This is a genomic window from Oceanicaulis sp. HTCC2633 (assembly GCF_000152745.1).
In the GTDB taxonomy this organism is placed as follows: Bacteria; Pseudomonadota; Alphaproteobacteria; order Caulobacterales; family Maricaulaceae; genus Oceanicaulis.
Genome location: NZ_CH672428.1, coordinates 398,117 through 424,143 on the forward strand (window position 1 = coordinate 398,117; position 26,027 = coordinate 424,143).

Genomic DNA, 26,027 nt, shown 5'->3' on the forward strand with positions numbered 1-26,027 from the left:
TTGACCATGATGGCGTTTGCGACGTAACGTCTTCATCGCAGACATTAAAACGGGGGCCAACATGGGTTCGAACACCGTCACGCGCGCCGATTTGTCAGATGCCGTCCACCGCGAAGTCGGCCTGTCCCGACACGAAAGCGCAGAGCTGGTTGAAGCCGTTCTCGACATGATCTCCGACAAGCTGGTCGGCGGTGAGTCAGTGAAGCTTTCCTCATTCGGATCGTTTCTCCTGCGCGACAAGACGGGCCGCGTCGGACGCAATCCCAAGACGGGTGAGGAAGTGCCGATCGAGCCGCGCCGCGTGCTGGTCTTCAAACCCTCGCAAGTGCTCAAGGACCGGGTGGACGCCGCCCTGTCCAAATAGGACCCGCCCATGAGCGAGAAATCGCCTGACGCCTACCGGACCATATCCGAAGCCGGGGAGGAGGCCGGACTGCCGCCTCACGTCCTGCGGTTCTGGGAAAGCAAGTTTGCACAGCTCAAACCCGTCAAGCGCGCCGGCGGACGGCGCATGTATCGCCGCCAGGACGTGTTGCTGCTCAAGGGTCTGCGCCGTCTGCTGTATGATGACGGGTACACCATCAAGGGCGCTCAGAAATATCTGCGCGAACATGGCGTCGCTGCGGTTGCATCCCTGGCCGACGCCGAGACGCCGAGCCCGGATCCCGCACAGGACCTGAAGCCGACCGTAGAGTCGCAACAGTCCGAGGCGCCCGTTCAGGCTGAGGTCCCGGTGCAGACGGCTCCGATTCATGACGGCGAGCCGGTCGCTCTGTCAGAGAGCCAGATCAATCTCGCGCGGCGAGCTTTGTCCCGGCTTGAACAAGCGCGTGCGCGTCTGAGCGGCGTGCTTGAGAAAACCGCCTGACTCGCGATGGCTTTCGGGCTGCAATCAGCTCTGCAGCAGACCGCGCAGAATGGTTGCCTGACGGCGTCTTGCCCCTTATACATCCCACCTCTCCGGACGCCGGGACCTGTTCGGAGACAGGAAAGTCGGAACGTGGCGCAGCCCGGTTAGCGCACTGGTCTGGGGGACCAGGGGTCGCGAGTTCAAATCTCGCCGTTCCGACCATTTCCCTTTTCGAAGACTTCTGATTTGTCTTCCCCAAGTTCACGAAACATATGACGACACTGTGAGAAGATCAGTGCGTTGTCTTCTGGTATCCGCGTCTGAAATTCTGCTCGTTTGAGCGAGGGTTCAAAACGATGAACACAGGAAGAGACGGATGCGATTTCTCACGCAGGCCATAACGCTCGCGCTCTTGGTGATACTGAGCACCGCATCACTGACAGAAGCGCAATCTGAAAATCTGGCCGAGATCGTCCGCGAAGAAGTCGAGGCCATGATGGCGCAGACCGGATTTGCTTCTGTATCCGTGGCGATCGTTGAGCAGGGTGAGAATGCAACCTATCATTTTGGACGGCTGTCCGATGGCTCGGGCCCCGATGATGAGACACTGTATGATATCGGTTCCCTGACCAAGACACATACCGGCCTGCTATTGGCGCTGGCTGTCTCTGACGGGCTGCTCGCTCTGGATGATCCTGTTGCGCTGTATATGCCGGAACTGGATCCAGGGGTGTTCTCGAAAAACGGCGAGCACGCCACGATCCGACATCTTGCGACCCATGTCTCCGGCATGCCTCAGGATCTCGCGTGCGACGCCCCTGATCAGACCCCCGATGCTTTGCTCGCCTGTTTTCTGGACCATGACCAGAGTGATCTTGTGGATCGTTTGCGGTCCATGGAACTTCTCTCGGTCCCGGGTGAGCAATATCGGTATTCCAATGCAGCTGTGCGGCTTCTTGGGCTGATACTGGAGCGTGTCTACGAGACCTCCTTTGATGAGCTCCTGACCGAACGGGTCTTTCCACGCACAGGCCAGACGGAAACCTACAGTGCACTCACGCCAGAACAGCATGCACGCTGGCAAGTTGGACAGCAGGCCGACGGCGACCAGGCTCCGGATGCATCCATGTATTTCAATCCGGCAGGCGGTTTGAAGTCCACGGCTCCGGATATGGGCCGATATATGCGCTATTATTTGACCAGTGAGGAGCCGCTGGCGCGGGACGCAGTCACATTGCTGGTTGGCGAACCCGACGGACTTGGACGCGCCTATATCTGGAACACGTTCAGACTCGACACCGTCGGTCAGCTTTATCATGGCGGCGGCACGTTCGGGACTTCCGCCTGGATTTCCATTTATCCCGAAGCGGGATTGGGCATTTTCATGGTGACCCCTTCTGTCAGCCCGACCGCCCAGGCGGACCTGAACGGCGCTTCAAACGCGATCATTGCGCGTTTGCGCTATGATGACTGACGGAATGCGCCAAGGCTCAGGCATGTCCGGGGATCAGGAATGGGTGGCGGATTTAACCTTCATCAATCCAACTTTTCCTTTCCGAACAAACTCGTGATAAGCCGAAACAGTCTTTTTGCGTTCGCGCATGCTCATGATGGGTTCGATGTCTGATTACGATGAGATCCTGATCGCTCTGCGCCGTATCACGCGTGCGATCGATATCCACTCCAAACGCCTGGTGAAAAGTTCCGGGCTGACCGCGCCCCAGCTGGTGGTGCTGCAGTCCCTGCGACAACGCGGTGAGCTTGCGCCGAGCGCCATCGCCCGCGTGGTGTCGCTCAGCCAGGCGACCGTCACATCCATCCTGGATCGTCTGGAAGCGCAGAAGCTGGTGGAGCGTCGGAGGTCTGAAAGCGACCGCCGCGTGGTGCTGGTGGGGCTGACCTCGCTGGGTCTGGAGAAGGCCCAGGGCGCTCCGGAGCTGCTTCAGGCGGGGTTCCTGCGCGCGTTTCGCGAATTGCCGAGCTGGGAGCAGCACATGCTGATCGCTTCGGTCCAGCGGGTCGCCGAGCTCATGGACGCCAAGGATATCGACGCCTCGCCGATTCTGGCCGCGGGCGAGATGAAGCATCTTTACGAGTACGACCAGTCAGGATCAGAGCCTGACAGCGAGACAGAGGCTGGCTGACATGAAAAGGGCGGGACCGTGATGCGGGCCCGCCCTTTTCTTCAGACGTCTGCAGCGTCTAGTAACCGCTCATCCGGGCGACTTCGCCGGCATTGAACGCGTCATCGCCCAGGAACTCGCCCGCGGCCTGCGCGCGCTTGTAGTAAAGGCCGATATCGTATTCGTCGGTCATGCCGACGCCGCCATGCATCTGGATGCCTTCGGCGGCGGCCAGACGGGACACCTGGGTGGCCTTGGCTTTCGCCGCCACGCACCAGAGCGGCGCCTGGCTCGGCTGGGTATCCAGCGTCGTCAGAGCCCGGCGCACCAGCGAACGCGCCAGTTCCAGCTCGCCCAGCAAATGGGCCGCGCGGTGCTGCAGGCCCTGGAAGCTCGAGATCGGCACGCCGAACTGCTCGCGCTCGGAGATATAGGCGATGGTGTCGTCAAACGCCTGTTCGGCCACACCGAGGGATTCCGCCGCCTGACAGGCGCGACCTGCATCCAGAAGGCGACGATAGGCGGCGTCTGAATCGTCAGCGCCGGACAGGAAGGCGTCGCCATCAAGCTTCACATCATCAAAGGTGAAGTCGGCGGGCACATGGCTGTCTACCGTACGGCGGTCCTCGCGAGAGACGCCGTTCGCTTTCGGATCGACCATGAAGAGGCCGATCTGATCGTCATCCATACGGGCTACGACGATCAGGAGGTCTGCGCCGGCGCCCTCATTCACGAAACGCTTTTTGCCAGACAGAACAAAGCCGTTGCCGTCTTTCTTTGCACGCGTCTCGATGTGGTCGGGGTTGTGTCGGGCCCGCTCGTCGAGCGCGATGGCGATTACCGTCTCGCCCGCCGCGATCCTGGGCAGCCATTTGGATTTCTGCGCGTCGGTGCCCGCGAGGTTGAAGGCGGTCGCGGCCAGAACCGAGGTCGACAGGAAGGGCGAGGAGGCGAGGGTGCGCCCCATCTCCTCCAGCACCAGGCCGGCTGCAGCATAGCCCATGTCCACACCGCCATGGTCCTCGCTGACCAGAACGCCGGACCAGCCCATTTCCGCAAAGGAGGACCAGAGTTCGGAGGAGAAGCCCGTCGGGCTTTTTTCATCGCGCAGGGCGCGCAGGGCGGTGACGGGAGCGGATTCGGCGAGGAAGGCGCGCGCGGAATCGCGCAGCATCTGCTCGTCTTCGTTGAGAACAAAGCTCATCGATAAAGTCCTTGAGTTCTAAGGTGCGCCTAGGCGCCCGGCAGGTTCAGAACGCGCTTGGCGACGATGTTGAGGTTGATCTCGCTGGTGCCGCCCTCGATGGAGTTGGCGCGCGAGCGCAACCAGGAGCGCGCGACCTCGCCGTCGCTCTCCTTCTCGCCTTCCCACAGCAAGCCGTCATAGCCCAGGGCGGACATGTTCAGCTCGTTGCGGCGCTTGTTCAGTTCCGTGCCCATGTATTTGAGAAGCGAGGCGCGCGCCCCCACGCCTTCGCCATGGTCCGCTTCTTCCTTCACCCGGCGCATCGTGGCGTCGAACGCCAGACCATCGATGGTCAGGCGGGCCACATCGCCGCGCAGGATCGGGTCGGACATCTTGCCGTCCGCATCCACTTCGCCGGACTGATGCGCGGCGGTGACCGGGTTGAGACCGCCGAAGGCGGCTTCGGAGACGATGCCGGCGCGTTCGTGGCTGAGAAGGTATTTCGCGATTTCCCAACCCTGGCCGGCCTCGCCGACGCGGTTCTTCACCAGCGCCTTCGCATCATCAAAGAAGGTCTCGCAGAAGGGCGATTTGCCCGAGATCAGCTTGATCGGCTTGGTTGTGACGCCCGGCTGGTCCATGTCGATCAGCAGGAAGGAAATGCCATTGTATTTGGGCGCATCCGCTTCGGTGCGGACCAGCGCGAAGATCCAGTCGGACTTGTCCGCGTAGGAGGTCCAGACCTTCTGGCCATTGACGGTGTAATGATCGCCCTCGAGCACGCCCTTGGTGCGCAGGGAGACCAGGTCAGAACCGGCGCCCGGCTCGGAATAGCCCTGGCACCAGCGGATTTCGCCGCGCGCGATCGGCGGCAGGAATTCGAGCTTCTGCTCATGCGTGCCGTATTTCAACAGCGCCGGGCCCAGCATCCAGATGCCGAAGCTGTCGAGCGGGGAGCGCGCATTGATCGCCTTCATTTCCTCTTTGAGGACAAAGGCTTCTTCTTTGCTCAAGCCGCCGCCGCCATATTCCTTGGGCCAGGTCGGCAAGGTCCAGCCGCGCTCGGCCATGCGCTCGAGCCAGACTTTCTGGTCTTCGCTGGCGAAGGTCCAGTTGCGGCCGCCCCAGCAGATATCGGCTTCGGACTTGATCGGCTGACGCATGCCCTGGGGACAGTTGGCCTCGAGCCAATCTTTTGTTTCCTTGCGGAAATTCTCAAGCGACATGATGCGCTCCTCCCTTGGTTTTGAAAGAAAGGTAAGGCGCTAAGGAGTTCATGACCAGCCCTGTTTTGCGCCTGCAGCACTGGCATGTCGCCGCAGCCGTCACTTGCCCCCGCGCGTCCGTCGGATATGTAGCTAGCATGACGCCTTGTTCGATCAGGATCCGAGATGACGACGCACGCGCTTCCCAAGCCCTTCACCGCCGCTGACACACATCGCGGCATGTTCTGGTGGCTGGTGGTGGTGGGGCTGTTCGTCTGCGCGATGATCATCGTGGGCGGAGCGACCCGTCTGACAGACTCAGGTCTCTCGATCACCGAATGGCGGCCCGTGACCGGCGCGATCCCGCCCTTGACCGAGGCAGGCTGGGAGGTCGAGCTCGAGAAATATCGCCAGACCCCCGAATACCAGGAACAGAACCGCGGCATGTCCATGGCCGAGTTCCAGTTCATCTACTGGTGGGAATGGGGTCATCGCCAGCTCGGGCGGACGCTGGGCCTCGTCTATTTCGCGCCCTTCATGTTCTTCCTGTTCACCAGGCAGGCGCCGAAACGGCTTCTGCCGCGCCTTTGGGTGCTGTTCGGTCTGGGCGGTCTTCAGGGCGCGATCGGCTGGTGGATGGTGTCTTCGGGCCTCGTGGACCGTCTCGACGTCAGTCAGTACCGGCTCGCCACACATCTCAGCATGGCCTTCCTGATCCTGGGGCTGACGCTGTGGACGGCGCTGGAGCTGCGCTACGGGCAGGCGCAAGCGCTCACACGATCAAGACTGTTCCGGCCCGCAGCGATTTTCTGGGGCGCTGTGCTGTTTCAGATTGCGCTTGGCGCCTTCGTGGCGGGGCTGGATGCGGGACGAATCTTCAATACCTGGCCGGGCTTTTACGGTCAGCTGATCCCGGACGATTATCTGAGCGGCATGCCCTTCTGGCAGGCGATCTTTGAGAGCCGCCCGGCCGTCCAGTTCCAGCACCGCTGGTTCGCCTACATCCTGTTTGTGGGCGGTCTCTGGCTGGGTTGGCGGATGATCAGGAGCCCAGCCGTGGAGCTCAAGCGCATGGGCGTGGTGGTCTCCGCAGCGCTTTTGGTGCAGGTCGCGCTTGGGATCATCACGCTGATCCATGTGGCGCCGCTGTCGCTGTCTTTGATGCACCAGGCCGGCGGCATCATCCTGTTCCTGACCAGCGGCGCGCTGGCCTGGACCGCCGCACGGGGCGCGGTTCTGGTGGAGCCTGAACTGGCGAAGAACGAGGCCTAGGCCTCGTCTCCGCTCACCACGGTGCGCGACAGGACTTCACGGGCGACCAGCTTGACGCTGGAATCGGCTGCGTCATAGACCGCCATGATGCCGCTCGAGAACGCCATGCCGCCGTAATTGGCTTCGGTGACGGCGAGGGCGGTCGGGCGTTCGAAGGCCGGAGCGCTGAGGCCGTCCTCGAACTGCACGTCCACGATCAGATCCAGGGATCGCGCGTCATAGACCGAGACCAATCCGGTCTGGGCGGAAGCGATCAGCGCCACCGGACGGCCCAGCAATTCGGTATAGGAGACATCCGCGACGGAGAGCCCGGCGGCGAAGGCGGACTGGGCGCTCTCCGGCGTCACCCGGGCCAGACCGGCGGTCGGGCCGGCGACCAGGAGATCGTCCTCGGCGGCGGCGCAGGAGCGCGCCGGGAAGGGCAGGGTGCGCGCTGCGCGTTCCTCCACGGACAGACCGGCGCCGCCAGCGTCACGCACGCGCACGATGCGGGCTTCCGCGTCTTCGCCCAGCACCGCGAGCTCGACATAGCCAATGCCCTGGCTGAACAGGCAGACGCCGGCCGCGGTGGACAGGGCGGCCTCGCTTTCCAGCGGCAGTTCGATCACTTCCCGGGTTTCGCGCACGATCACGAAGCCGCGCAGTGCGCCCATGTCATCAATGCCGAACAGCAGCGGAAAGGTTTCGCCGCGCAAGGCGAAGTTCGAGACGCCGGCCAGACCGCGCAGTTCAGGACCCGCAGCGCTGATGATCGTTTCGCCATCGATATTGTAGACGTCAAAGCCGCCGCCCGTGAGAGAGGACGCCAGCAGACCGGTCCAGGGCGCGTCGTCATTGGGCAGGAAGATCAGGGATTCAGCCCGTCCCGCCGTTTCAAAGGCGCCGGTCACCATCGCGTTCCGGGTCTCTACGGTCACGTCATTGTCTTCGTTCTCGGGCGCGGGCGCCTCACAGCCCGCCATCAGGAGCAGGCCGCCGGACAGTGCAGCAGACAGAAGAAGACGGGTACGGCGTGCGGTCATGGTCAGCCTCGGCTCAAACAGGGCGAAAACGCGTGTCGGCGCACAGTATATGCAATCCGTCATGGCGTCACACAACGGCTGCAGCCTTGTGATTTCAACGGCCTTTTCTAAGTGCGGTAATAAGATACCGTATTTCTAAGTACCTGAAAAACAGCTAATTTCACAACAGGTGTTGACGTGACTGTCTGGCGCGCGTAGAAGCCGCCCACCTTCGCGACAGGGATGGGCCCTGGCGCGTGAAAACGGACACCAAGGCAGAGCGATGAAGACCTTTACCGCCAAGCCCGCGGACGTCGAGAAAAAGTGGGTCGTGATTGACGCCGAAGGGGCCATTGTTGGTCGCCTGGCTGCGTACATCGCCACGCGTCTCCGCGGCAAGCACCGCCCTGATTACACCCCGCACGTCGACACCGGCGACCACGTTGTGGTCATCAACGCCGACAAGGTGGTGTTCACGGGCCGCAAGTTCCAGGACAAGCGCTACTATCGCCACACCGGTCACCCGGGCGGCATCAAGGAAACCTCTCCGCGCAAAGTGCTGGAAGGCCGTTTCCCCGAGCGCGTGGTCGAGATGGCCGTCAAGCGCATGCTTCCGAAAGAAAGCCCGCTCGCACGTTCGCAGTTCTCCAAACTGCGCGTGTACGCTGGCGCGGAGCATCCGCATGAAGCGCAGAACCCTGAAGTCGTCGACTTCAAGTCCATGAACACCAAGAACGCGCGGGGCTAATGAACATGGCTGATGAAGCTCGTTCCCTGGAAGACCTGAAGTCCGCTCTGCAGGACGCAGGCTCCGACATCGTTCCGGAAGCTCCGGAAGAACAAGTTCTGGCTGAGCCGAAACTCGACGAGTTTGGCCGCGCCTATGCGACCGGTCGTCGTAAGGACGCCACCGCGCGCGTCTGGATCAAGCCGGGCTCCGGCAAGATCATCGTCAATGGCCGCGACCAGGAAGTGTATTTCGCACGTCCGGTGCTGCGCATGATGATCGCCCAGCCGTTTGAGGCTGCTGACCGTGCCGATGCGTTCGACGTGTACTGCACCGTCAAGGGCGGCGGTCTGTCCGGCCAGGCCGGCGCGGTCCGTCACGGCATCTCCCGTGCGCTGACCTATTTCGAGCCGTCCCTGCGCGGCGTGCTCAAGGCTGGCGGCTTCCTCACCCGCGACTCCCGCGTGGTCGAGCGTAAGAAATACGGCCGCAAGAAAGCCCGTCGCAGCTTCCAGTTCTCGAAGCGCTAGGACGATCTTTCCGATCCGATTACGTCAAAGGGCGGCTCAGTCGAGCCGCCCTTTTTCGTTTGCGCCGCGCTTCCAAGACGGGTGCGCTCATGCTCTCATCCTCCAAAATGCACAAGGGAGGAGACGATCATGATCGAGGTGACGCCAAGTGGCGGGTCCTGCGGCGCAGAGGTACGTGGCGTGGACCTGTCCAGGCCATTATCAGACAGCGAGATCGACGAGATCCACGCCGCCTGGCTGGACCATCATGTGCTCGCCTTTCCCGATCAGAAGCTGGATGACGACCAGCTGGAAGCCTTCTGCCAACAATTCGGGCGGTTTGGCGAGGATCCGTATTTCAACCCTATTCCGGGTCGCACCCATATCGCAGCGGTGAAACGGGAGGCGGACGAGACCAACCCGATCTTCGCCGAGCACTGGCATTCGGACTGGAGCTTTCTGGCCCAGCCGCCCAAGGGCACGGTGCTCTACAGTCTCGACATCCCGCCCGTGGGCGGCGACACGCTGTTCTCCAACCAGCATCTGGCGTTCGAGGCCATGCCCGACGAGATGCGGGCCCGGTTTGCAGATCTTCAGGCCATCCATTCCCCGGTGATGGGCTATTCGCTCAAGGGCGCCTATGGCGATGTCAGCAAGAATGGCGCGATGGATATCCGCCCGTCAGCCGAGGCCGAGCATGTGCGCTTCACCCATCCGCTCGTTCCCGCACATCCGGAAACCGGACGACGTGGCCTGCTCAGCGGGATCGGCTATTGGATCGGATTTGAAGGCGTGGACGATCACAAAGCGCTGGAACTGATCCTGGAGCTCAATGAGTGGCAATCGCGGCCCGAGTTCGTTTTCGCCCAGAAATGGGAAACGGACATGCTGGTGATGTGGGACAATCGCAGCGTCGTCCACAAGGCGACCGGCGGGTATGAAGGCTATCGCCGCGAGCTGCACCGGATCACGCTTTACTGACACATCAAAAACGGGCGACGCCAAAGAGCGCCGCCCGTTCGACAAAAGTCTTTTTTGAACCGTTGCTTAGGCGTCCGCCAGAGACCGTGTCGCCCAGGGGCCTTTGACGGCGAAGGTGCGGCCTGGACCGTTCTGCACGTTGAAGAACAGGGTGGACCCGTCCGGCGAGAAGCAGGGTCCGGTGATCTCGCTATACTCGCCCTCGACGTCCGACGCGGCGTTGCGACCGATCGTGTAGACGCGGCCATCGGGCGTGATTCCGCGAATGAATTGCTCGTTATCGCCATCCTCGACCACGACGAGATCGCCCCAGGGCGCGACCGTGATGTTGTCGCACTTCTCAAGCACGCGCTCGTCAGTGGTCTGAACCAGCAAGGTCAGCTCGCCCGGCTGAGCGGTTTCGCCGTCCTGGCCTTCAAGTGGAGAGGGGCGATAGCGCCAGATCTGGCCGATATGTTCCGGTCCGCCATCCGTGCAGCAGAAGAAGACTTCATTGTCGCCGAACCACATGCCTTCGCCGCGGGTGAAGTTGGCGGCCCCGGCGTCCACCATGCGGCTGGCGAGGTCATTGTTCGGGTTATGCCCGTCAACAACGTCGATCCATTCCACCGCCAGGGTTTCGCCCACGGCGACAGTCTGGGCGTGCGCGTCCCAATTGTTGGTGTTGAGACCCGGTTGGCCGGAGATCATGAGCGCTTGCAGGCGGCCGCCTTCGTGAAGCTGCCCGGGAACATTCGGGATGAAGCGGGTGATCAGCGATGGACGCGCATCCTCGGTCTGGTAGACGATCGAGGTGCGCGGGTCCGTGGCGCAGGCTTCGCGATTGAACCGCCCCATGGCGGTCAGGGGCTCGGCGCGCACCAGCTCCGTCGCCTGAGCGGGCACTTCAAAGGCATAGCCATGATCGCGCGCGCCATAACCGGGCCCCGCCTGGGTCAGGCTTTCCTCACACGTGATCCAGCTGCCCCAGGGCGTCGGCCCGCCGGCGCAATTGCGCTCTGTGCCGCCGAGCGACAGGAATTGCCGCACAACGCGGCGGCTGGCGAGGTCCACATGGATCGTCGTCGTGCCGCCCAGATGGGTCAGCGCGCCGTCTTCATGGTCATAGAGCTTGCCGACGTCGATCGCGGACAGGCGTTCGCCATCCTCTCCGAAGGCGGACTTGTCAGCCTCGTCCGGCGACATTTCGTGATTGCGCACCAGAATGACCTGACCGTCTTCAAGGCCGGGGAAACAGGCCATGCCGTCATGATCGCCCGGCACGATCAAGCCATCGTCCATGGGCTCGCCGGTTTCCGACAGCGTCACATAATCAAACCCTGCCGGCAGATCGAATAATCCGTTCGGATCCGTCTCGAGCGGGCCGAACCCGGCCACTTGATTGAGATAGCCTGCGGCTTGCGCCTGAGCGCGAGCGCTCAGAAGCGGCAAGGCGCCAAAGGCGGCGCTGACGGCGGCGGCATTGGACAGGAAGCGGCGACGGGAGAGGGACATGGGATATCCGTTCGCTGTTATTCAGTAACGAGCTCTGATCCTAGGCTGGTTTTATGACACTGGCTTATCGGTCAGACGTTCCGTCAGCGCTTTTGCTAGGGCGTCAAAAACCAGACGGATACGCGGATTGGTCTGAAGCTCGCGATGGGTGACCAGCCAGACCGGGAAATCGACCCGGACCTGGTCTGCCAGCACCGGCTCCAGACCCTCGCAGAACTCACCATCGGGCAGGATGCACAGCCCAAGACCCTGACGCACCATCGCCAACAGAACCTCGCCATGGCCGCTGAAGACACGCAGCTGATCCGGCGTCACCTTCAGCCCGAGCTGCTGATAGACCTCCAGCGCCTGATCAAGATTGTCGAACCCCAGGAAATCATGGCCATGGATGTCCGCAAGCGCAGAGGGAGCGCCGCGTTGCTCAACATAGCCCTGTGAGGCGTAAAGGCCGGCCGTGTGTTCGCCGATTAGCCTGCCGATGAGTTCATCCTCGGAGGGACGCACATGGCGAACGGCGATATCGGCTTCGCGTCGTCGCAGATCTTGCAGTGAGTTGGAGGCGATGACCTCCAGCGTCAGCTCCGGCGCCCTGTGCCTGAGGGCCTCGATCACGGGCGGCAGATAGCTCATGGCGAACAGGCTGGTCGCTGTGATGGAGACCTTGCCCTGCATGGAGGTGGAGCGGCCCTCCGCCGCCAGCGACAGGTCGAGCGCCCCATCCAGCATCACCTTCGCAGGCGACAGCAGGGCCTGACCGGCTTCGGTCAGCGCCATGCTTCGCGTGCCGCGTTCAAACAGCGTCACACCAAGATGGGCTTCGAGCGCGCTCACCTGGCGCGACAGGGTGGGCTGGGTTAGCCCCAGAGCGCGAGAGGCGGCCGAAAACGAACCTTCCTGGGCGGTGGCAAGGAAGGCGCGAACCTGATTCCAGTCCAGATCGACAGCTGACCATTTCATCGAAAAGCGTATATCAGATGCGCGCATTTCATCAATATTCAAATAGACGATGACCGGGCATCGGTCAGGGATAACAACAGAACAGGACGGTCAGGACCTCATCCATGTCGCAGGATAAAGCCTTCTGGGATCGCATTGCGCGAAAATACGCGCAGGACCCTATCGCCGATCAGACGAGCTATGAGCACAAGCTGGAAAAGACGCGCGCGCATTTCACGCCTGAAAGCCGTGTTCTGGAGTATGGCTGCGGGACCGGATCGACAGCGATCCTGCATGCGCCCCATGTGCGCGAGATCGTGGCCACGGACCTGTCCGACGAGATGATCGCCATCGCCCGGGAACGGGCGGCGGAAGCCGGGGTGAACAATATCCGGTTCGAGGCGACTGACGTCGCCGATCTGCATGAACGGGACGAGAGCTTTGACGTGGTGCTGGCGCTCAATGTCCTGCATCTGGTTCCGGACCGTCAGGCGGCCATGCGCCTGAGCCGTGATCTGCTCAAGCCCGGCGGCGTCTTCATCACCAGCACGGCCTGTCTGGGCGACGGCATGGCCTTTCTGGCGCTGATCAAGCCGGTCATGCGCCTGTTCCGTGCCTGGCCGGATTTTCAGATCTTCAAGGAAACGCGACTGGCCGAGGAGTTGCGCGCGTCCGGTTTCGAGATCGAATACCGCTTCAAGCCGGCGAAAACGCCGGTGGTCTTCCTGATCGCTCGCAAGACAGCCGCCTAGCTGCGGACCCGCACATACTCACCCGGCGCCGGGCAGAGCGGTTCACGTACGCCGCCGCCCGGCGCGCGAGCCGGAACCATCTCGTCGGACTGGGTCATCAGCCAGTCACGCCAATGCGGCCACCAGGAGCCGGGGTTCTCGGTCGCGCCCTCCATCCAGGCCTCGCGGGTCTCGGGCAGGGCGCTATTGGTCCAGTGCTGGTATTTCCTGGCGTCAGGATGGTTCACCACGCCGGCGATATGGCCCGAACCCGCCATCATGTACTCCACCGGCCCGCCGAAGAGCTGCGCGGAGCGATAGACGCTGTCGGCCGGGGCGATGTGGTCCATCTGGCTCGCCTGCATGAAGATCGGGATGGTGACATCCTTCATGTCCAGCACATGCCCGCCCAGCTCCAGCTTGCCTTCAGACAACAGGTTCTGGCGATAGAAGGCGTTGAGATAGAACAGGTGCAGCGTCTTGGGCATCCGCGTCTGGTCGGCGTTCCAGTACAGAAGATCAAACGCCTGCGGCTCCTTGCCCAGAAGGTAGTTCTTGATGACGAAGGACCAGACGAGATCGTTCGAGCGCAGCATGTTGAAAGTGTCCGACATGGTGCGGCCGTCCAGCACGCCGCCCTGGGCGTCCATCAGGCGCGAGATCTCGCCGATCCATTCCTCATCCACGAACACCAGAAGATCGCCCGCCAGCTTGAAATCGTGCTGGGCGGCGAAGAAGGTGGCGGACGCGATGCGGTCATCACCTTCCGCCGCCATCAGCGCCAGCGCCGAGCCCAGCATGGTCCCGCCAATGCAATAGCCCACCGTGTCGATCTGATGTTCGCCGGTGACCTCCTCGACCACGTCCAGAGCCTCATAAAGCCCTTCGCGGATATAATCCTCGAAGGTTGCGTCCTTCAGAGAGGCGTCCGGATTGACCCAGGAGATCAGGAAGACGGTGAAGCCCTGCTCGGTCAGCCAGCGGATCATCGAGCCCTGGGGCCGCAGGTCGAGAATGTAGAACTTGTTGATCCAGGGCGGCGCGATCAGCAGCGGCCGCTGGCGCACCTGTTCGGTGGCGGGCGCATACTGGATCAGCTCCATCACCCGGTTGCGGTAGATCACCTCGCCGGGCGTGGTCGCGATATCCTTGCCCACTTCAAAGCCGGTCATGTCGGTCTGGCTCAGCGCCAGACGGCCGTCTCCGCGCTCGAGATCTTCCACCAGCCGCATCAGCCCGCGCGTGAGGTTCTCGCCGCGAGTCCTGAACGTTTCTTCCAGAACCTCAGGATTGGTCAGCGCGAAATTGGTGGGGGCGAGGGCGTCCACCATCTGCTGGGTCAGGAAATGGACCTTGCGTTTTGTGGTCTCGTCCACGCCTTTGACGCCATCGACCAGCCCCATCAGGAAGCGCTGGTTCAGCAGATAGGACTGCTTCATGGCGTCAAACAGCGGATGCTCGCTCCAGGTGCTCGATTTCCAGCGCTTGTCGGACGGGTCGGGCTCGATGACGGGCTGTGTCGTCTCTCCGCTCATCATCCGGCGGGTCGCGTTCGACCAGAGGTCCAGATACCCGGCATAGAGATCGGCCTGGGCCTGCATGATCAGCTCGGGATCGGACAGGATGTGCTCCCAGGCTTGCAGCATCTCCGGATTGGCGTGCATGGGATCGATCTGGGGCGCCATCTTGGGATCGCCCTCAAGCGAACGCTTCATGGCGTCGCTCATCAGTTTCTGTCCCTTGATCGAGGCCTGCAGCACGCGCCGCGACATCTCTTCAAGGCTTTGCAGATTCTCGTCCGACAGCGTGCCCAGGAACGGGTCTGTTCCGCGCTCAGGCGAGGCTGCAGGGTCAGGTTGCGGCGCGTCAGCGGTCTTCGACTGCGCCTTGGATTTGGGCTTGGCGTCACGCTTCGAAGTCGCGCTCTTGCGCGTCGCGGCCTTCTGGGTCGCTGTCCCTGAGGCCGTTTTGCGCCTGGTCGCCTTGGGAGTCGCGGTCTTTTTCGGCTCTGAGGACGAACCATCAGAGGAGGAAGAAGAGGATTTGCGCGTTGTCATTCGCCCGGACTCCTTACAGTGGGTGACAGCCACGGGACAAAGCGTATAGAAAGCCTCGACCGCGTCCAACGGTCAGTAGGTCGCTGGAAGGCCAAGATGCTGCAAAAAACATTTCTGTTCGTGACGCCGCTTCTGATGGCGGGCTGCATGATGGCGCCGGCCCGACAGGATCCGCGCTGGACCGATGACGCCCTGGCCGCTCAGCCGCCTGCCGACGCGCCGGTCTATGTGCAGACCCTGCGCCTGTCGCCTGATGAACGCGAGACCCTGACCGCGCTGGAAGCCCAGGTGGTCGAAACCGGCCAGGAGGTGCTGGACGAGGGCGACGCCCTTCGCGGCCCCGATCCGGATACCGAACGCTATGCCGCTGAACAGCGCGAGCGCGCGCAAGTCCCCCAATAACAACGTTTACATCCTGATTGCCTGAAGGAAGACGCCCCATGTCTGATGGTTTCGCCCTGGATCGCCTGGTTACTGATGCGCTGAACGCCGCCGAGAAGGCCGCCATCGCCGCATCCGCCCTTGTGGGTCGGGGCGACAAGATCGCCGCTGACCAGGCCGCCGTGGACGCCATGCGCACTGGCCTGAACGCGACGCCGATGAAAGGCCGCATCGTCATTGGCGAAGGCGAACGCGATGAAGCGCCCATGCTCTATATCGGCGAGGAAGTCGGCACGGGCGAGGGCCCCGAAATCGACATTGCGCTCGATCCGCTCGAAGGCACCAGCCTGACCGCCAAGGGCATGGCGAACGCGCTGGCCGTGCTGTCGCTGGCGCCGCGCGGCGGCCTGCTGCATGCGCCGGACACCTATATGGACAAGATCGCCATCGGGGCCGGCTATCCCGAGGGCGTCATCAATCTCGACGCCAGCCCGGCGGACAACATCAAGGCGATGGCGAAAGCCAAGGGCGTCAACCCGTCCGACATGACCGCCTGCGTCCTCGACCGTGAGCGCCATGAAGACATCATCGAATCGATCCGCTCGACCGGCGCGCGCGTGAACTTCATCACCGATGGCGATGTGGCCGGCTGCATCAACGCCGCCGATCCTGACGGCGAAGCCGACATCTATATCGGTCGCGGCGGCGCGCCCGAAGGCGTTCTGAGCGCCTCGGCGCTGCGGTGCCTGGGCGGTCAGATGCAGGGCCGTCTGCACTTCCGCACCGATGACGAGCGTGAACGCGCCAAGCGCGTCGGCATCGCCGATCTCGACCGCAAGTATTCCCTGAAAGAGCTCGCCTCCCAGGATTGCCTGTTCATCGCCACCGGCGTCACGAACGGCGACATGGTGTCCGGCGTCACCTTCGGTCCGGGCTATGTGGAAACCCAGTCTCTGGTCTTCTCGTCCGCTTCGGGTCTGCGCCGCATCATCACCACGCGGCGTCCGCACCAGTCTTGAGCGCGATGAGCGAGCCGCTCTTCGGCGTCCGCCAGTCCCTGGGCGGACGCAGCTGGCGGCTGAAGGCCGCTGACGACAACGCCATTCAGGCCATTTGCCGCGCCACCGGCGTCTCTGACGCCCTGGGGCGGCTCATGGCCGCGCGCGGCCTTACGGCGGAAGATGCGCCTGCCTTTCTGGCGCCGAAGCTGCGCGACAGCTTCCCCGATCCGTCCACGCTGAAGGGCATGGACGAAGCCGCGCGTCGCATCTGGGACGCGCTGGACGCGGGCGACCGCATTGCGCTCTTTGCCGATTATGATGTGGACGGCGCGACCTCGGCCGCCCAGCTGGGCGGCTGGCTGCGCACGCTGGGCGCAGACCCCATCATCTATGTGCCCGACCGGATCGAGGAGGGCTATGGCCCCAACGCTCCGGCGCTGAAGTCTCTCAAGGAGCAGGGCGCGCGCCTTGTGATCACGCTCGATTGCGGCGCGGCCTCGGTCGGCCCGCTGACGGCGGCGCATGAAATGGGCCTGCCCGTCGTCGTGATCGATCACCATCTCATGGATGGCGAGATCCCGCCCGCTGATGCGCTGGTCAATCCCAACCAGCCCGGGGACGTCTCAGGGTGCGGCCATCTGGCCGCGGCGGGCGTGACCTTCGTCCTGCTGGCGGCTTTGAACCGGGAAGGGCGTCGGCGCGGCGCCTTCAAGGGTCAAGCTGAACCCAATGTGCTTGATTTCGCTGATCTCGCCGCCCTTGGCACCATTTGCGACGTGGTCTCCCTGACCGGCGTCAATCGCGCTATTGTCGCCCAGGGCCTGAAGGTTATGAGCGCCTGGTCACGCCCCGGCATGGCGGCCTTGGCCGCGGCGGCGGGCGTTCAGGGCCCGGCCTCGCCTTATCATGCCGGTTTTCTTCTTGGGCCGCGCATCAATGCGGGCGGACGCGTGGGTCAGTCTGATCTGGGCGCACGCCTGATGATGACGCAGGACCCCAAGGAAGCCGCGCACATCGCCCAGACGCTCGACGCGCTCAATGCCGAACGCCGCGCCATTGAGACGGAGGTGCTCGATCAGGCGCAGGCTCAGGTGGAAGCGCTCAAGCTCGAGGATGACACGCCGATCCTGATCGCCTCGGGCGAGCACTGGCATCCGGGCGTCATCGGCATTGTGGCGGGCCGGATCAAGGAACGCTTCAACCGGCCCGCCATCGTCATTGGCGTTGATCCTGAAACGGGGCTCGGCAAGGGCTCCGGCCGGTCCTGTACAGGCGTCAATCTGGGCGCAGCCGTTGCGGCTGCCCGGGAAGAGGGCTTGCTGGTGGCGGGCGGCGGACACGCCATGGCCTGCGGACTGACCGTGGACGTCAACCGCATCGGAGAGCTAACAGACTACCTCACAGCGCGACTGAAGCAGGAGTGGATAGCCGCCGAGGAGGCGCGCACCTATTCGGTGGACGCCGTCATCAGCCCGTCGGCCGTGTCATTTGAGTTCTGCGAAGCGCTATCCGCAGCGGAACCTTACGGGATGGGAAATCCTGAACCGCGATTCGCCTTTTCCTCACTGCGGCGGACCTATGCCCAGCGGGTCGGGACGGATCATGTGCGCTTCACCTTTGAATCGCCGGGCGGCGGCCGTCTCACGGGCATCAGCTTCAGAAGCGCCGATCAGCCCATGGGGCAGGCGCTGCTGAATGGTCCGGACGGTTTGTGGCACGTGGCGGGCAAGCTGCGCGCCGAGGACAATCGCTATGGCCGCAAGGCGGAGCTGCATCTGGAAGATCTGGCGAAAGCGGACTGATCTTGATGCAGCGCATGCTGCAAAACCTGTACAGACCCGCTTGCATCGCTGCGCCGGTCCAGATATATCACCGCCTCCACACCGATGCGGGCCCTTCGTCTATCGGTTAGGACGCCAGGTTTTCAACCTGGAAAGAGGGGTTCGATTCCCCTAGGGCCTGCCATCGGTGTGATTATCCAGAACAAGCCGCCCTCCGGGGCGGTTTTTGTTTTTGTGCAGGCTGGTTTTGACGCGATCACAACCGTGTCTGTAACGGGCTGGCGGAACCTGCAAAACGCCGCTTGCCACTCACAGACGGGACCGGTATACGACCGCTCCCGACGCGCTGCGGGCCCTTCGTCTATCGGTTAGGACGCCAGGTTTTCAACCTGGAAAGAGGGGTTCGATTCCCCTAGGGCCTGCCACGCGCGCCGCTTCTCCCTATATCGCAAGAACTGAGGCCGCCTCGCTCTGTGAGGCCGCTTTGAGTCGCGCGCAAGAAAAACGGCGTCCAGTTTCCCGAACGCCGTTCTTCAGATCATCAGGCGAGGGGACTTAGCCCTTCTTCACGCGGTCCATGGCGACCGTGATCAGTTCGCGAGCGCGCTCGACGCCGTGCCAGCCCTGAACCTTCACCCATTTGTTGGGCTCGAGATCCTTGTAGTGCTCGAAGAAATGGGTGATGCGCGCCAGCTGCGCCCCGTGGACATCGTGGTAATCCTTGATGTCGTCATAGAAGGGGGTGAGCTTGGCGTGCGGCGCGGCGAGAATCTTCTCGTCCTGACCGCTCTCATCTTCCATCAGCAGCACGCCGATCGGACGGGCGCGCACGACGCAGCCCGGCACCAGCTCGGTCTGGCCCAGCACCATCACATCGATGGGATCGCCATCATCGGACAGGGTGTGCGGCATGAAACCGTAATTGCACGGATAGCGCATCGGGGTGTGCAGGAAGCGGTCAACGAACACGGTGCCCGAATCCTTGTCGAGCTCGTACTTGACCGGCTGACCGCCCACGGGAACCTCGATGATGACGTTGATGTCCTCGGGCGGGTTCACGCCGGCGCTGATTTTATCAATGCGCACGAATATCCTCCAGCGAAACGCAAATGTTGGCGCGCAAAAAACCGTGTCAGGCGCTCTGCTGCAAGCAATTTGTGCGGTGCAAGACCAATTGCCGACTCTCAGCCCGTCAGGAGGCGCGTAGAGAGATTGCGCGGGAGGGCTCACAGAGCTAGCTTGCGCGCCATGATGATCCGTTCTCGCATTCTTGCTCTGGCTGCCGCCGCACTTGTCGGCTTCGGCTCCGCCGGCTGCGCCCTGGCGCAGTCTGTCGATCCCACTGCGCCCGACGCCGTCGTGCAATATGGCGGGCCGGACCCGCTTGTGATTGAAGGCGATTTCGGCGAGCACACCTTCACCGTCGAGGTGGCTGACACCGACGATTCGCGTGAGCGCGGCCTGATGCACCGCGAGAGCATGGATCCGGACGCCGGCATGCTGTTCGATTTCGGGCGCGAGGATTTCATCTCGATCTGGATGGCGAACACGATCATCCCGCTCGACATCCTCTATGTCCGGGCGAATGGCGAGATCGCCAAGATCATAACCGGCGCGCAGCCCTTTTCCCGCCGTCCCATGTCTTCCGATTACCGTGTCGTCGCCGTGGTCGAACTCAATGGCGGCCGGACTCTGGAGCTGGGCATCGAACCGGGCGACATCGTGCGTCACCCGCTGTTCGGCAATGTGGAGACTCCGGAGTCTGCAGCCGGGGACGCTGACTCCGAAGAGACTGTGGAAGAGGCTCCCGAGCAGCGCTAGGGCGCTTGCGCCTTCGGGCGCAGCCCCCTAAACGTCACCTCAAGTCGGGGCGTAGCGCAGCCTGGTAGCGCATCTGGTTTGGGACCAGAGGGTCGCAAGTTCGAATCTTGCCGCCCCGACCATTGTCTTCAGGGCTTGTTAGCAGGCCCTCAGGCAGACAGGACGTGGATAGCCAAGTCTGGACGAGAAACATGTTCGCGAAGATCTACAAACCTTCCAAGACGGCCATGCAATCGGGTCGCGCCAAGTCCCAGGACTGGGTGCTGGAATTTGAACCGGCCATGGCCAAGCGTCCCGACCCCCTGATGGGCTGGTCTTCGACATCTGACATGCGCCGTCAGATTCATCTCAATTTCGAGAGCAAGGATGAAGCGGTGTCCTACGCCCAGCGTCACGGCATCGCCTTCCAGGTGCGCGAGGCGCGCGAGACGCCGCGCAAGATCAAGTCCTACGCCTCCAATTTTGATGCGGACCGCAAGGAACCCTGGTCGCACTAGCGGCCGGCTTCGCCGCCTCGGGGCTTGCAACAAAGCCCTATCGCAACGCCGCGTCTTCACAGGGTGCGGCGTTTCGCATATCAGACCCCCTCAAACACGGCCCCGTAGCTCAACTGGATAGAGCACCGGACTTCTAATCCGACGGTTGTAGGTTCGAGTCCTACCGGGGTCGCCATGGGCTGTGGGTCTGGGGGCCGGCATGACAGATGACACGAAGGATGCACCGCACCGCCTGCGGTTCACGTTTCACGAGGATCGCGACATTCTCGAGGTCGCCTATCCGTCCATCATGGATGCGGATGCCGTGGCCGAGGCCATGGGCTACATGAAGACGGGGCGGATTTCGTCTCAGGGGCGGGCGCTGATTGATCTGACCGATGTGGAAGCAATCACCCTGACGTCTGAGGACCTTGTGCGGTTCGCCAATGAGCGCGCACGGGATTTCGGCGATCGCAGCCGCACCCGCCAGTTCAACGCCTTTTACGGCATTTCCGACAGCATCCGCCCGACGCTCGACGCCTGGACGCGTTTCTTCCCCACGGGCGGCGGCCCGGTCGAGATGCGCCTGTTCGAGGCGCGCCACGACGCCATTTACTGGCTGATGGGACGCAAGGCGCAGTCCGAGGGCTAGTGCCCGCCGCCGAAGACTCCCGTGCGCACCGAATAGTCGGCCGCGACCTGATAGTCGGGGTCATCATCGGAATCGATCATCAGCTGACCGGCTTTCTTCAGAAGCTGGTGGCAGTCGCGCGACAGGTGACGCAGGCGCAGCTCCTTGCCCTTGGACTCATATTTCAGGGCCAAGTCCTCGATCGCCTGCAAGGCGGACTGGTCAACCACGCGAGAGCGCTTGAAGTCCACGATCACCACATCGGGGTCATGCTCGATGTCGAACAGCTCGGAGAAATTATCGGTCGAGGCGAAAAACAGCGGTCCATCCAGTTCATAGGTCTTCGCGCCCGGCACGGTGTGGCTGTCATGGGCGGAGATGTGCAGGCGCTTGGCCGACCGCCAGGCGTAGACCAGCGCCGAGACGATCACGCCCGCCACGACGGCCACCGCGAGGTCGTATTGCACCGTCACCACGGTCACCAGGATGATCACCAGCGCGTCCGAGCGCGGGATCTTCAGAAGGATGCGGAACGAGTTCCAGGCGAACGTGCCGATCACCACCATGAACATCACGCCTGTCAGCGCGGCGAGGGGGATCTGCTCGATCAGCGGCGCGGCGAACAGGATGAAGCTCAGCAGGAAGAGCGCCGCCATGATCGCGGCCAGGCGCGTCCGGGCGCCCGATTGTACATTGATCATGGACTGGCCGATCATGGCGCAACCGCCCATGCCGCCAAAGAAGCCGGTGATGAGGTTGGCCGCGCCCTGCGCCACGCATTCCTGGGAGGCTCCGCCGCGCTTGCCCGTCAGCTCGCCTACGAGATTGAGCGTCAGAAGGCTCTCGATCAGGCCGATGGCGGCGAGGATCACCGCATAGGGGAAGATGATCTTCAGCGTTTCGAAATTGAGCGGGACCATCGGGATGTGAAAGCCCGGAAGTCCGCCCTGAATGCTGGCGAGATCACCCACGCGCGGCGCGTCGAGACCGAAGCCGATGACAATGGCGGCGGTGACGGCAATGCCGGCAAGCGGGGCCGGGATCGCCTTGGTGACTTTCGGCAGCCCCCAGATCACCAGCATGGTCAGGCCGGTCAGGCCCAGCATCACCAGAAGCGGCATGCCGGTCAGCCATTCGCCGCCCGCCATGCCATGACCGCCGCTGGCGTGTTCGGAGCCGGGGACCTTGAACTGACCCAGCTGGGCCATGAAGATCACGATGGCGAGGCCGTTCACGAAGCCCAGCATCACGGGCGTCGGCACCAACCGGATGAACTTGCCCAGCTTGAAGATGCCCGCGCCCAGCTGGAGGATGCCCATCAGCACGACCGTGGCGAACAGGTATTCCACGCCGTGCTCGGCCACGAGAGCCACCATGACCACCGCAAGCGCGCCGGTGGCGCCCGAGATCATCCCGGGGCGGCCGCCGATCACCGCGGTGACCAGACCGACGATGAACGCTGCGTAGAGGCCCACCAGCGGGTGGACGCCCGCGACGAAGGCGAACGCCACCGCTTCGGGGACCAGAGCCAGCGCGACGGTCAGCCCGGCCAGGATCTCGGTTTTCAGCCGTTGCGGATCCTTGAGCGACAGGCTGGCGTCATTGCTTGTCAGGGACAGGCGATCGACGAGCGCGTTCAGGGTGGCTTTGACCATGTCAGATCTTCCGGCTGGTGGAGACGAGATTGCGCCAAAGGGTCGCAAGTTGGCTGCGTGCTCTGACACGGGGCTTGCTGCAACGCAACACTTGGCCGGGAATATTTGCTGCTCTTGAACCTGATTTACTCCGGGTGACACCTGTCACTAACGCAGACCGGCCGGGCGATCGTATCCATGAGGCAAGGGATGAGCGACCGGACGCGTTCGATTTCGCGTTCGCCTGTTCCATGAAGTGATACACTGCTCGCGCGAACAGCGCACAGGGGGCAAGACGCATGACTGACCAACGCACCGAGCAATTGCACTCGCTGACGATCGACCGTGGCGAGAGCGGCGGAGACGGATCAGGAGGACCGGGATGGGCGGCGCTGTTGATCGCCATCGTCCTGGCGGGGGGAGCCGGCGCTGGTGCGGCCTGGTTCCTGATTCCGCGCCCCGAAGCGGCGCTGGTCGTGCAGGCCGAGCGTCCCGCGCCCTCTCAAGGCGCACAAGCCGAAACCGCCAGTTCAGCCAGCGTCGCGCCCGCCGCGCGTCCCGCCTCAAGCTCGGGACTGGTGGCCTCCGGCTATGTGGTCGCGCGGCGTCAGGCGACGGTGTCCGCCGAGATCACCGGGCGCATTCGCGATGTCCTGATCGAGGAGGGCGCCGTGGTCGAGCAGGGCGAGGTCCTGGCCTATCTCGATGACGATCGCGCCCGGATTGATCTCGATCTGTATGAAGCTCAGGAATCCGCGACCCGAGAGCGCGCCCAGTCGCTCGCCGCCCAGCTCAATGAGGCGCGCACCGTTCTGGAGCGCACGGAACGCCTGATTGAATCCGGCTACGCCACGGATTCCCGCCGCACCGCCGAGCAGGCCCAGGTTGACAGCCTGCGCGCCCAGCTCAGCGCTGCGAGGGCGGATCTGGCGGCGGCCGAAGTCCGCGTGCGCAGCCAGCGCGATTATGTGGATCGTCACATCGTCCGCGCGCCCTTTGGCGGCGTGGTCATCGCCAAGAACGCTCAGGTCGGCGAGATCCTGTCGCCGGTATCCGCTGGCGGCGGCTTTACCCGGACCGGTATCGCAACCCTTGTGGACATGGAGAGTCTCGAGCTCGAAGTGGATGTCAACGAGGGGCAGATCCAGCGAGTCAGCGCGGGCCAGCGGGTCGAGGCCATCCTCGACGCCTACCCGGACTGGCGCATTCCCGCTCATGTGGAAGCTATCATTCCGACAGCCGATCGCGCGCGAGCGACCATTCGCGTCCGCGTGGCGCTTGGCGAACGTGACGCGCGCATCCTGCCGGACATGGCGGCGCGCGTGACCTTTCTCGACGACAACTGAATCACCGATCCCAGCACAAGGCGATAGGGACAGATCATGACCGACGTGCTTTACGAACTCACCGATCTTTCAAAGAAATATACGCGCGGCAAGGAAAGCGTCGCCATCTTTGAAGATCTGACCATGACCATCAATCGCGGCGATTTCATCGCGATCATGGGGCCGTCAGGCTCGGGCAAGACAACCTTGCTGAACCTTTTGGGCGGCATCGACAAGCCCTCGGGCGGGCAGGTGGTCTGCAATGGCTTGAGGATCGACAATCTCAGCCAGGCCAGGCTGGCCAAATGGCGCTCAAGCCATGTGGGCTTCATCTTCCAGTTCTACAATCTGATGCCGACGCTGACGGCGGCCCAGAATGTCGAGCTTCCCCTGCTGTTGACGAAGCTGTCGGGCAAGGAGCGCAAGCGTCGGGTCCAGACCGCGCTGGAAGTGGTCAAGCTGGCCGAGCGCGCCAAGCACCGCCCACGCCAATTGTCTGGCGGCCAGCAGCAGCGGGTCGCAATCGCCCGAGCTCTGGTGGCGGACCCGGATGTGCTGCTGTGTGACGAACCGACGGGTGATCTGGATCGTGCGACCGCGGACGAAATCCTGGAAACGCTGCAGCTTCTGAACTCGGAGCTGGGCAAGACCATCGTCATGGTCACCCACGACCCGGCGGCGGCGAAGTATGCCCGACGCGAACTGCACCTTGATAAGGGCCGCTTTGTGGAAAGCGGAGCGATGGCATGAATGACCTCACGCTCATACGCAAATCCCTGTTCAGGAAGAAAACCCGCGCGATCCTTCTGATCCTCTCGATCATGACGGCCTTCCTGATCTTCGGCGCACTCGCCTCGATCGACCGGGTGCTCAATTCTTCTGAAGAACTGTCCCGGGCGGACCGCCTGGTGACAGTGAACAAGATCAACTTCACCCAGACCCTGCCTTACGCCTATTGGGGGCGGGTTCAGGGCGTGGACGGCGTGCAGGCCGTCACCCATGCGTCCTGGTTCGGCGGCTATTTCCAGGATGTGCGCAATTTCGTCCAGGCCTTCGCCGTGGATATGGACAGCTATCTAGAGGTCTATCCCGAACTGGAAATCACGGCCGATCAGCGCGCCGCTCTGGCGGAACGCCGTGATTGCGTGGCGGTCGGGGCGGATCTCGCGGAGCAGTATGACTGGAATGTGGGGGACCGGTTCCCGCTCAGCTCGAACATCTGGCGACAGGATAACGGCTCGAGCGCCTGGGATGTGGAGGTCTGTGCGATCATGACCATCACGGGTCAGGATCTGCCAACCAACTATCTGCTGTTGCAGTATGATTATTACAATGAGGCGCTGGCGTTCAATCGCGACCAGATCGGCTGGATGATCATGCTGACGGGTGATCCCGGTCTCAATGACGGCGTCTCGCAGCGCATTGACGAGATGTTCGCCAACTCACCGGCGGAAACCGAAACCACCACCGAAGCCGCTTTCTCCCAGGCCTTCGTCGAACAGTTGGGCAATATCGGATTGATCCTGTCGCTGGTGGTCAGCGCAGCCTTCGCGACCATTCTGATGATCGTGGGCACGACCATGGTGATGGCCATCAACGAGCGGACCAAGGAAGTGGGCGTTATGAAGACGCTCGGCTTCTCCTCCTCGCGCATCTTCACCCATGTCCTCTCGGAATCGGTCCTGCTCAGCCTTGTGGGTGGCTTGTTGGGACTGGGGCTGGCTGTCCTGCTGCTCGGCGGCATAGCCCAGGTCGCAGGCGGGCAATTGCCCGGGCTCGGCGTGGGGCGCGAGACCTGGATCCAGGCGCTCGGTCTGATGCTCGCCTTCGGCCTGGTGACGGGCTTTGTGCCGGCGTTGAACGCCATGCGTCTGAAAATCGTCGACGCGCTCGGGAAGGAGTAAC

26 protein-coding genes and 5 tRNA genes are annotated in these 26,027 nt (G+C 62.9%); 23 read left to right on the top strand and 8 right to left on the bottom strand.

Annotation, left to right across the window (positions count from 1 at the left end):
• The first annotated feature begins 61 nt into the window (after nt 1–61).
• The 5 genes from OA2633_RS02010 to OA2633_RS02030 all read left to right on the top strand — a co-directional run bounded on the left by OA2633_RS02010 (nt 62) and on the right by OA2633_RS02030 (nt 2,994).
• Nucleotides 62–364 carry an integration host factor subunit alpha gene (locus OA2633_RS02010; RefSeq protein WP_009800808.1) on the top strand — a complete coding sequence of 101 codons (303 nt, stop codon included), beginning with the start codon at nt 62–64 and terminating at the stop codon, nt 362–364.
• Between the two features lie 9 nt (nt 365–373).
• Nucleotides 374–868, top strand: coding sequence for a MerR family transcriptional regulator (locus tag OA2633_RS02015; RefSeq protein ID WP_009800809.1), 495 nt, complete (start codon nt 374–376; stop codon nt 866–868).
• A gap of 126 nt (nt 869–994) precedes the next feature.
• Nucleotides 995–1,072 (top strand) — tRNA-Pro (locus OA2633_RS02020).
• Between the two features lie 154 nt (nt 1,073–1,226).
• A complete protein-coding gene (locus OA2633_RS02025; protein WP_009800810.1) occupies nt 1,227–2,324 on the top strand; it encodes a serine hydrolase in 1,098 nt (365 codons plus the stop codon).
• Nucleotides 2,325–2,469: 145 nt separating this feature from the next.
• Nucleotides 2,470–2,994: a MarR family winged helix-turn-helix transcriptional regulator gene (locus OA2633_RS02030; protein ID WP_040612913.1), complete on the top strand. Its 525-nt coding sequence runs from the start codon at nt 2,470–2,472 to the stop codon at nt 2,992–2,994.
• A gap of 58 nt (nt 2,995–3,052) precedes the next feature.
• Here the strand turns inward: OA2633_RS02030 and OA2633_RS02035 are convergent, their stop codons facing one another.
• Complete coding sequence (locus OA2633_RS02035; RefSeq protein WP_009800812.1) at nt 3,053–4,177, bottom strand: acyl-CoA dehydrogenase family protein; 1,125 nt, start codon at nt 4,175–4,177, stop codon at nt 3,053–3,055.
• 29 nt (nt 4,178–4,206) lie between these two features.
• The gene (locus OA2633_RS02040; protein WP_156776046.1) at nt 4,207–5,388 is read right to left on the bottom strand and encodes an acyl-CoA dehydrogenase family protein; all 1,182 of its coding nucleotides are present in this window, start codon (nt 5,386–5,388) and stop codon (nt 4,207–4,209) included.
• Nucleotides 5,389–5,550: 162 nt separating this feature from the next.
• Between OA2633_RS02040 and OA2633_RS02045 the strand changes: the two genes are divergently transcribed.
• On the top strand, nt 5,551–6,636 hold the full coding sequence (locus tag OA2633_RS02045) for a COX15/CtaA family protein (protein WP_009800814.1): 1,086 nt from the start codon (nt 5,551–5,553) through the stop codon (nt 6,634–6,636).
• Here the strand turns inward: OA2633_RS02045 and OA2633_RS02050 are convergent.
• Nucleotides 6,633–7,658 carry a hypothetical protein gene (locus OA2633_RS02050; RefSeq protein WP_009800815.1) on the bottom strand — a complete coding sequence of 342 codons (1,026 nt, stop codon included), beginning with the start codon at nt 7,656–7,658 and terminating at the stop codon, nt 6,633–6,635. The two genes, OA2633_RS02045 and OA2633_RS02050, sit on opposite strands and share 4 nt — an antisense overlap.
• A gap of 262 nt (nt 7,659–7,920) precedes the next feature.
• Here OA2633_RS02050 and rplM point away from each other — a divergent pair, with 262 nt between their 5' ends.
• The 3 genes from rplM (at nt 7,921) to OA2633_RS02065 (ending at nt 9,854) form a co-directional block, all read left to right on the top strand.
• Nucleotides 7,921–8,385 carry a 50S ribosomal protein L13 gene (gene rplM / locus OA2633_RS02055; RefSeq protein ID WP_009800816.1) on the top strand — a complete coding sequence of 155 codons (465 nt, stop codon included), beginning with the start codon at nt 7,921–7,923 and terminating at the stop codon, nt 8,383–8,385.
• Between the two features lie 5 nt (nt 8,386–8,390).
• Nucleotides 8,391–8,894 carry a 30S ribosomal protein S9 gene (gene rpsI / locus OA2633_RS02060; protein ID WP_009800817.1) on the top strand — a complete coding sequence of 168 codons (504 nt, stop codon included), beginning with the start codon at nt 8,391–8,393 and terminating at the stop codon, nt 8,892–8,894.
• 129 nt (nt 8,895–9,023) lie between these two features.
• Complete coding sequence (locus tag OA2633_RS02065) at nt 9,024–9,854, top strand: TauD/TfdA family dioxygenase (protein WP_009800818.1); 831 nt, start codon at nt 9,024–9,026, stop codon at nt 9,852–9,854.
• Nucleotides 9,855–9,920: 66 nt separating this feature from the next.
• Here OA2633_RS02065 and OA2633_RS02070 read toward each other — a convergent pair whose 3' ends face one another.
• Together OA2633_RS02070 and OA2633_RS02075 are read right to left on the bottom strand one after the other, a co-directional pair.
• The gene (locus tag OA2633_RS02070; RefSeq protein WP_009800819.1) at nt 9,921–11,348 is read right to left on the bottom strand and encodes an alkaline phosphatase PhoX; all 1,428 of its coding nucleotides are present in this window, start codon (nt 11,346–11,348) and stop codon (nt 9,921–9,923) included.
• 51 nt (nt 11,349–11,399) lie between these two features.
• Nucleotides 11,400–12,305, bottom strand: a complete 906-nt coding sequence (locus OA2633_RS02075; RefSeq protein ID WP_040612364.1) for a LysR family transcriptional regulator — start codon at nt 12,303–12,305, stop codon at nt 11,400–11,402.
• A gap of 104 nt (nt 12,306–12,409) precedes the next feature.
• Here OA2633_RS02075 and OA2633_RS02080 point away from each other — a divergent pair, with 104 nt between their 5' ends.
• Nucleotides 12,410–13,036, top strand: coding sequence for a bifunctional 2-polyprenyl-6-hydroxyphenol methylase/3-demethylubiquinol 3-O-methyltransferase UbiG (locus OA2633_RS02080; protein ID WP_009800821.1), 627 nt, complete (start codon nt 12,410–12,412; stop codon nt 13,034–13,036).
• Here the strand turns inward: OA2633_RS02080 and phaC are convergent.
• Nucleotides 13,033–15,072, bottom strand: a complete 2,040-nt coding sequence (gene phaC, locus OA2633_RS02085; RefSeq protein WP_009800822.1) for a class I poly(R)-hydroxyalkanoic acid synthase — start codon at nt 15,070–15,072, stop codon at nt 13,033–13,035. The two genes, OA2633_RS02080 and phaC, sit on opposite strands and share 4 nt — an antisense overlap.
• Nucleotides 15,073–15,168: 96 nt before the next feature.
• Here phaC and OA2633_RS02090 point away from each other — a divergent pair, with 96 nt between their 5' ends.
• From OA2633_RS02090 to OA2633_RS02110, 5 genes are all read left to right on the top strand, one after another.
• Nucleotides 15,169–15,474 (top strand): hypothetical protein, encoded by a 306-nt coding sequence (locus OA2633_RS02090; protein WP_009800823.1) that lies wholly within the window; start codon nt 15,169–15,171, stop codon nt 15,472–15,474.
• Nucleotides 15,475–15,512: 38 nt separating this feature from the next.
• Entirely contained in the window at nt 15,513–16,472 is a 960-nt protein-coding gene (glpX, locus tag OA2633_RS02095; RefSeq protein ID WP_009800824.1) for a class II fructose-bisphosphatase, read from the top strand.
• 5 nt (nt 16,473–16,477) lie between these two features.
• Nucleotides 16,478–18,256, top strand: a complete 1,779-nt coding sequence (recJ, locus tag OA2633_RS02100) for a single-stranded-DNA-specific exonuclease RecJ (RefSeq protein ID WP_009800825.1) — start codon at nt 16,478–16,480, stop codon at nt 18,254–18,256.
• An 88-nt stretch (nt 18,257–18,344) separates the two neighbouring features.
• A tRNA-Glu gene (locus OA2633_RS02105) sits at nt 18,345–18,419 on the top strand.
• A 166-nt stretch (nt 18,420–18,585) separates the two neighbouring features.
• A tRNA-Glu gene (locus tag OA2633_RS02110) sits at nt 18,586–18,660 on the top strand.
• Between the two features lie 130 nt (nt 18,661–18,790).
• Here the strand turns inward: OA2633_RS02110 and ppa are convergent.
• Complete coding sequence (gene ppa / locus OA2633_RS02115; RefSeq protein ID WP_009800826.1) at nt 18,791–19,321, bottom strand: inorganic diphosphatase; 531 nt, start codon at nt 19,319–19,321, stop codon at nt 18,791–18,793.
• Nucleotides 19,322–19,483: 162 nt separating this feature from the next.
• Between ppa and OA2633_RS02120 the strand changes: the two genes are divergently transcribed.
• The 5 genes from OA2633_RS02120 (at nt 19,484) to OA2633_RS02140 (ending at nt 21,184) form a co-directional block, all read left to right on the top strand.
• Nucleotides 19,484–20,056, top strand: coding sequence for a DUF192 domain-containing protein (locus tag OA2633_RS02120; RefSeq protein ID WP_009800827.1), 573 nt, complete (start codon nt 19,484–19,486; stop codon nt 20,054–20,056).
• A gap of 45 nt (nt 20,057–20,101) precedes the next feature.
• A tRNA-Pro gene (locus OA2633_RS02125) sits at nt 20,102–20,178 on the top strand.
• A 69-nt stretch (nt 20,179–20,247) separates the two neighbouring features.
• Nucleotides 20,248–20,553: an ETC complex I subunit gene (locus tag OA2633_RS02130; RefSeq protein ID WP_009800828.1), complete on the top strand. Its 306-nt coding sequence runs from the start codon at nt 20,248–20,250 to the stop codon at nt 20,551–20,553.
• Nucleotides 20,554–20,651: 98 nt separating this feature from the next.
• Nucleotides 20,652–20,728, top strand: a tRNA-Arg gene (locus tag OA2633_RS02135).
• 24 nt (nt 20,729–20,752) lie between these two features.
• The gene (locus tag OA2633_RS02140) at nt 20,753–21,184 is read left to right on the top strand and encodes a hypothetical protein (protein ID WP_009800829.1); all 432 of its coding nucleotides are present in this window, start codon (nt 20,753–20,755) and stop codon (nt 21,182–21,184) included.
• Here OA2633_RS02140 and OA2633_RS02145 read toward each other — a convergent pair.
• Nucleotides 21,181–22,818: a SulP family inorganic anion transporter gene (locus OA2633_RS02145; protein WP_009800830.1), complete on the bottom strand. Its 1,638-nt coding sequence runs from the start codon at nt 22,816–22,818 to the stop codon at nt 21,181–21,183. The genes OA2633_RS02140 and OA2633_RS02145 overlap by 4 nt on opposite strands.
• Before the next feature lie 278 nt (nt 22,819–23,096).
• On the opposite strand from OA2633_RS02145, the gene OA2633_RS02150 reads away from it, so the two are divergent.
• Genes OA2633_RS02150 through OA2633_RS02160 form a run of 3 tightly spaced genes read left to right on the top strand, consistent with a single transcriptional unit; the run spans nt 23,097 to nt 26,026 of the window.
• On the top strand, nt 23,097–24,143 hold the full coding sequence (locus tag OA2633_RS02150) for an efflux RND transporter periplasmic adaptor subunit (protein WP_009800831.1): 1,047 nt from the start codon (nt 23,097–23,099) through the stop codon (nt 24,141–24,143).
• Between the two features lie 36 nt (nt 24,144–24,179).
• A complete protein-coding gene (locus tag OA2633_RS02155; protein ID WP_009800832.1) occupies nt 24,180–24,872 on the top strand; it encodes an ABC transporter ATP-binding protein in 693 nt (230 codons plus the stop codon).
• Nucleotides 24,869–26,026, top strand: a complete 1,158-nt coding sequence (locus OA2633_RS02160; protein WP_009800833.1) for an ABC transporter permease — start codon at nt 24,869–24,871, stop codon at nt 26,024–26,026. Before OA2633_RS02155 ends, OA2633_RS02160 begins: the two co-directional genes overlap by 4 nt.
• Nucleotide 26,027: the final 1 nt, after the last annotated feature.

What these genes read in the sequence shown, in the direction of transcription:
- OA2633_RS02010 (WP_009800808.1), top strand. Translation starts at nt 62, where the DNA reads ATGGGTTCGAACACCGTCACGCGCGCCGATTTGTCAGATGCCGTCCAC.
- OA2633_RS02015 (WP_009800809.1), top strand. Translation starts at nt 374, where the DNA reads ATGAGCGAGAAATCGCCTGACGCCTACCGGACCATATCCGAAGCCGGG.
- OA2633_RS02025 (WP_009800810.1), top strand. Translation starts at nt 1,227, where the DNA reads ATGCGATTTCTCACGCAGGCCATAACGCTCGCGCTCTTGGTGATACTG.
- OA2633_RS02030 (WP_040612913.1), top strand. Translation starts at nt 2,470, where the DNA reads ATGTCTGATTACGATGAGATCCTGATCGCTCTGCGCCGTATCACGCGT.
- OA2633_RS02035 (WP_009800812.1), bottom strand. Translation starts at nt 4,177, where the DNA reads ATGAGCTTTGTTCTCAACGAAGACGAGCAGATGCTGCGCGATTCCGCG.
- OA2633_RS02045 (WP_009800814.1), top strand. Translation starts at nt 5,551, where the DNA reads ATGACGACGCACGCGCTTCCCAAGCCCTTCACCGCCGCTGACACACAT.
- OA2633_RS02050 (WP_009800815.1), bottom strand. Translation starts at nt 7,658, where the DNA reads ATGACCGCACGCCGTACCCGTCTTCTTCTGTCTGCTGCACTGTCCGGC.
- rplM (WP_009800816.1), top strand. Translation starts at nt 7,921, where the DNA reads ATGAAGACCTTTACCGCCAAGCCCGCGGACGTCGAGAAAAAGTGGGTC.
- rpsI (WP_009800817.1), top strand. Translation starts at nt 8,391, where the DNA reads ATGGCTGATGAAGCTCGTTCCCTGGAAGACCTGAAGTCCGCTCTGCAG.
- OA2633_RS02065 (WP_009800818.1), top strand. Translation starts at nt 9,024, where the DNA reads ATGATCGAGGTGACGCCAAGTGGCGGGTCCTGCGGCGCAGAGGTACGT.
- OA2633_RS02070 (WP_009800819.1), bottom strand. Translation starts at nt 11,348, where the DNA reads ATGTCCCTCTCCCGTCGCCGCTTCCTGTCCAATGCCGCCGCCGTCAGC.
- OA2633_RS02075 (WP_040612364.1), bottom strand. Translation starts at nt 12,305, where the DNA reads ATGAAATGGTCAGCTGTCGATCTGGACTGGAATCAGGTTCGCGCCTTC.
- OA2633_RS02080 (WP_009800821.1), top strand. Translation starts at nt 12,410, where the DNA reads ATGTCGCAGGATAAAGCCTTCTGGGATCGCATTGCGCGAAAATACGCG.
- phaC (WP_009800822.1), bottom strand. Translation starts at nt 15,072, where the DNA reads ATGACAACGCGCAAATCCTCTTCTTCCTCCTCTGATGGTTCGTCCTCA.
- OA2633_RS02090 (WP_009800823.1), top strand. Translation starts at nt 15,169, where the DNA reads ATGCTGCAAAAAACATTTCTGTTCGTGACGCCGCTTCTGATGGCGGGC.
- glpX (WP_009800824.1), top strand. Translation starts at nt 15,513, where the DNA reads ATGTCTGATGGTTTCGCCCTGGATCGCCTGGTTACTGATGCGCTGAAC.
- recJ (WP_009800825.1), top strand. Translation starts at nt 16,478, where the DNA reads ATGAGCGAGCCGCTCTTCGGCGTCCGCCAGTCCCTGGGCGGACGCAGC.
- OA2633_RS02120 (WP_009800827.1), top strand. Translation starts at nt 19,484, where the DNA reads ATGATGATCCGTTCTCGCATTCTTGCTCTGGCTGCCGCCGCACTTGTC.
- OA2633_RS02130 (WP_009800828.1), top strand. Translation starts at nt 20,248, where the DNA reads ATGTTCGCGAAGATCTACAAACCTTCCAAGACGGCCATGCAATCGGGT.
- OA2633_RS02140 (WP_009800829.1), top strand. Translation starts at nt 20,753, where the DNA reads ATGACAGATGACACGAAGGATGCACCGCACCGCCTGCGGTTCACGTTT.
- OA2633_RS02145 (WP_009800830.1), bottom strand. Translation starts at nt 22,818, where the DNA reads ATGGTCAAAGCCACCCTGAACGCGCTCGTCGATCGCCTGTCCCTGACA.
- OA2633_RS02150 (WP_009800831.1), top strand. Translation starts at nt 23,097, where the DNA reads ATGACTGACCAACGCACCGAGCAATTGCACTCGCTGACGATCGACCGT.
- OA2633_RS02155 (WP_009800832.1), top strand. Translation starts at nt 24,180, where the DNA reads ATGACCGACGTGCTTTACGAACTCACCGATCTTTCAAAGAAATATACG.
- OA2633_RS02160 (WP_009800833.1), top strand. Translation starts at nt 24,869, where the DNA reads ATGAATGACCTCACGCTCATACGCAAATCCCTGTTCAGGAAGAAAACC.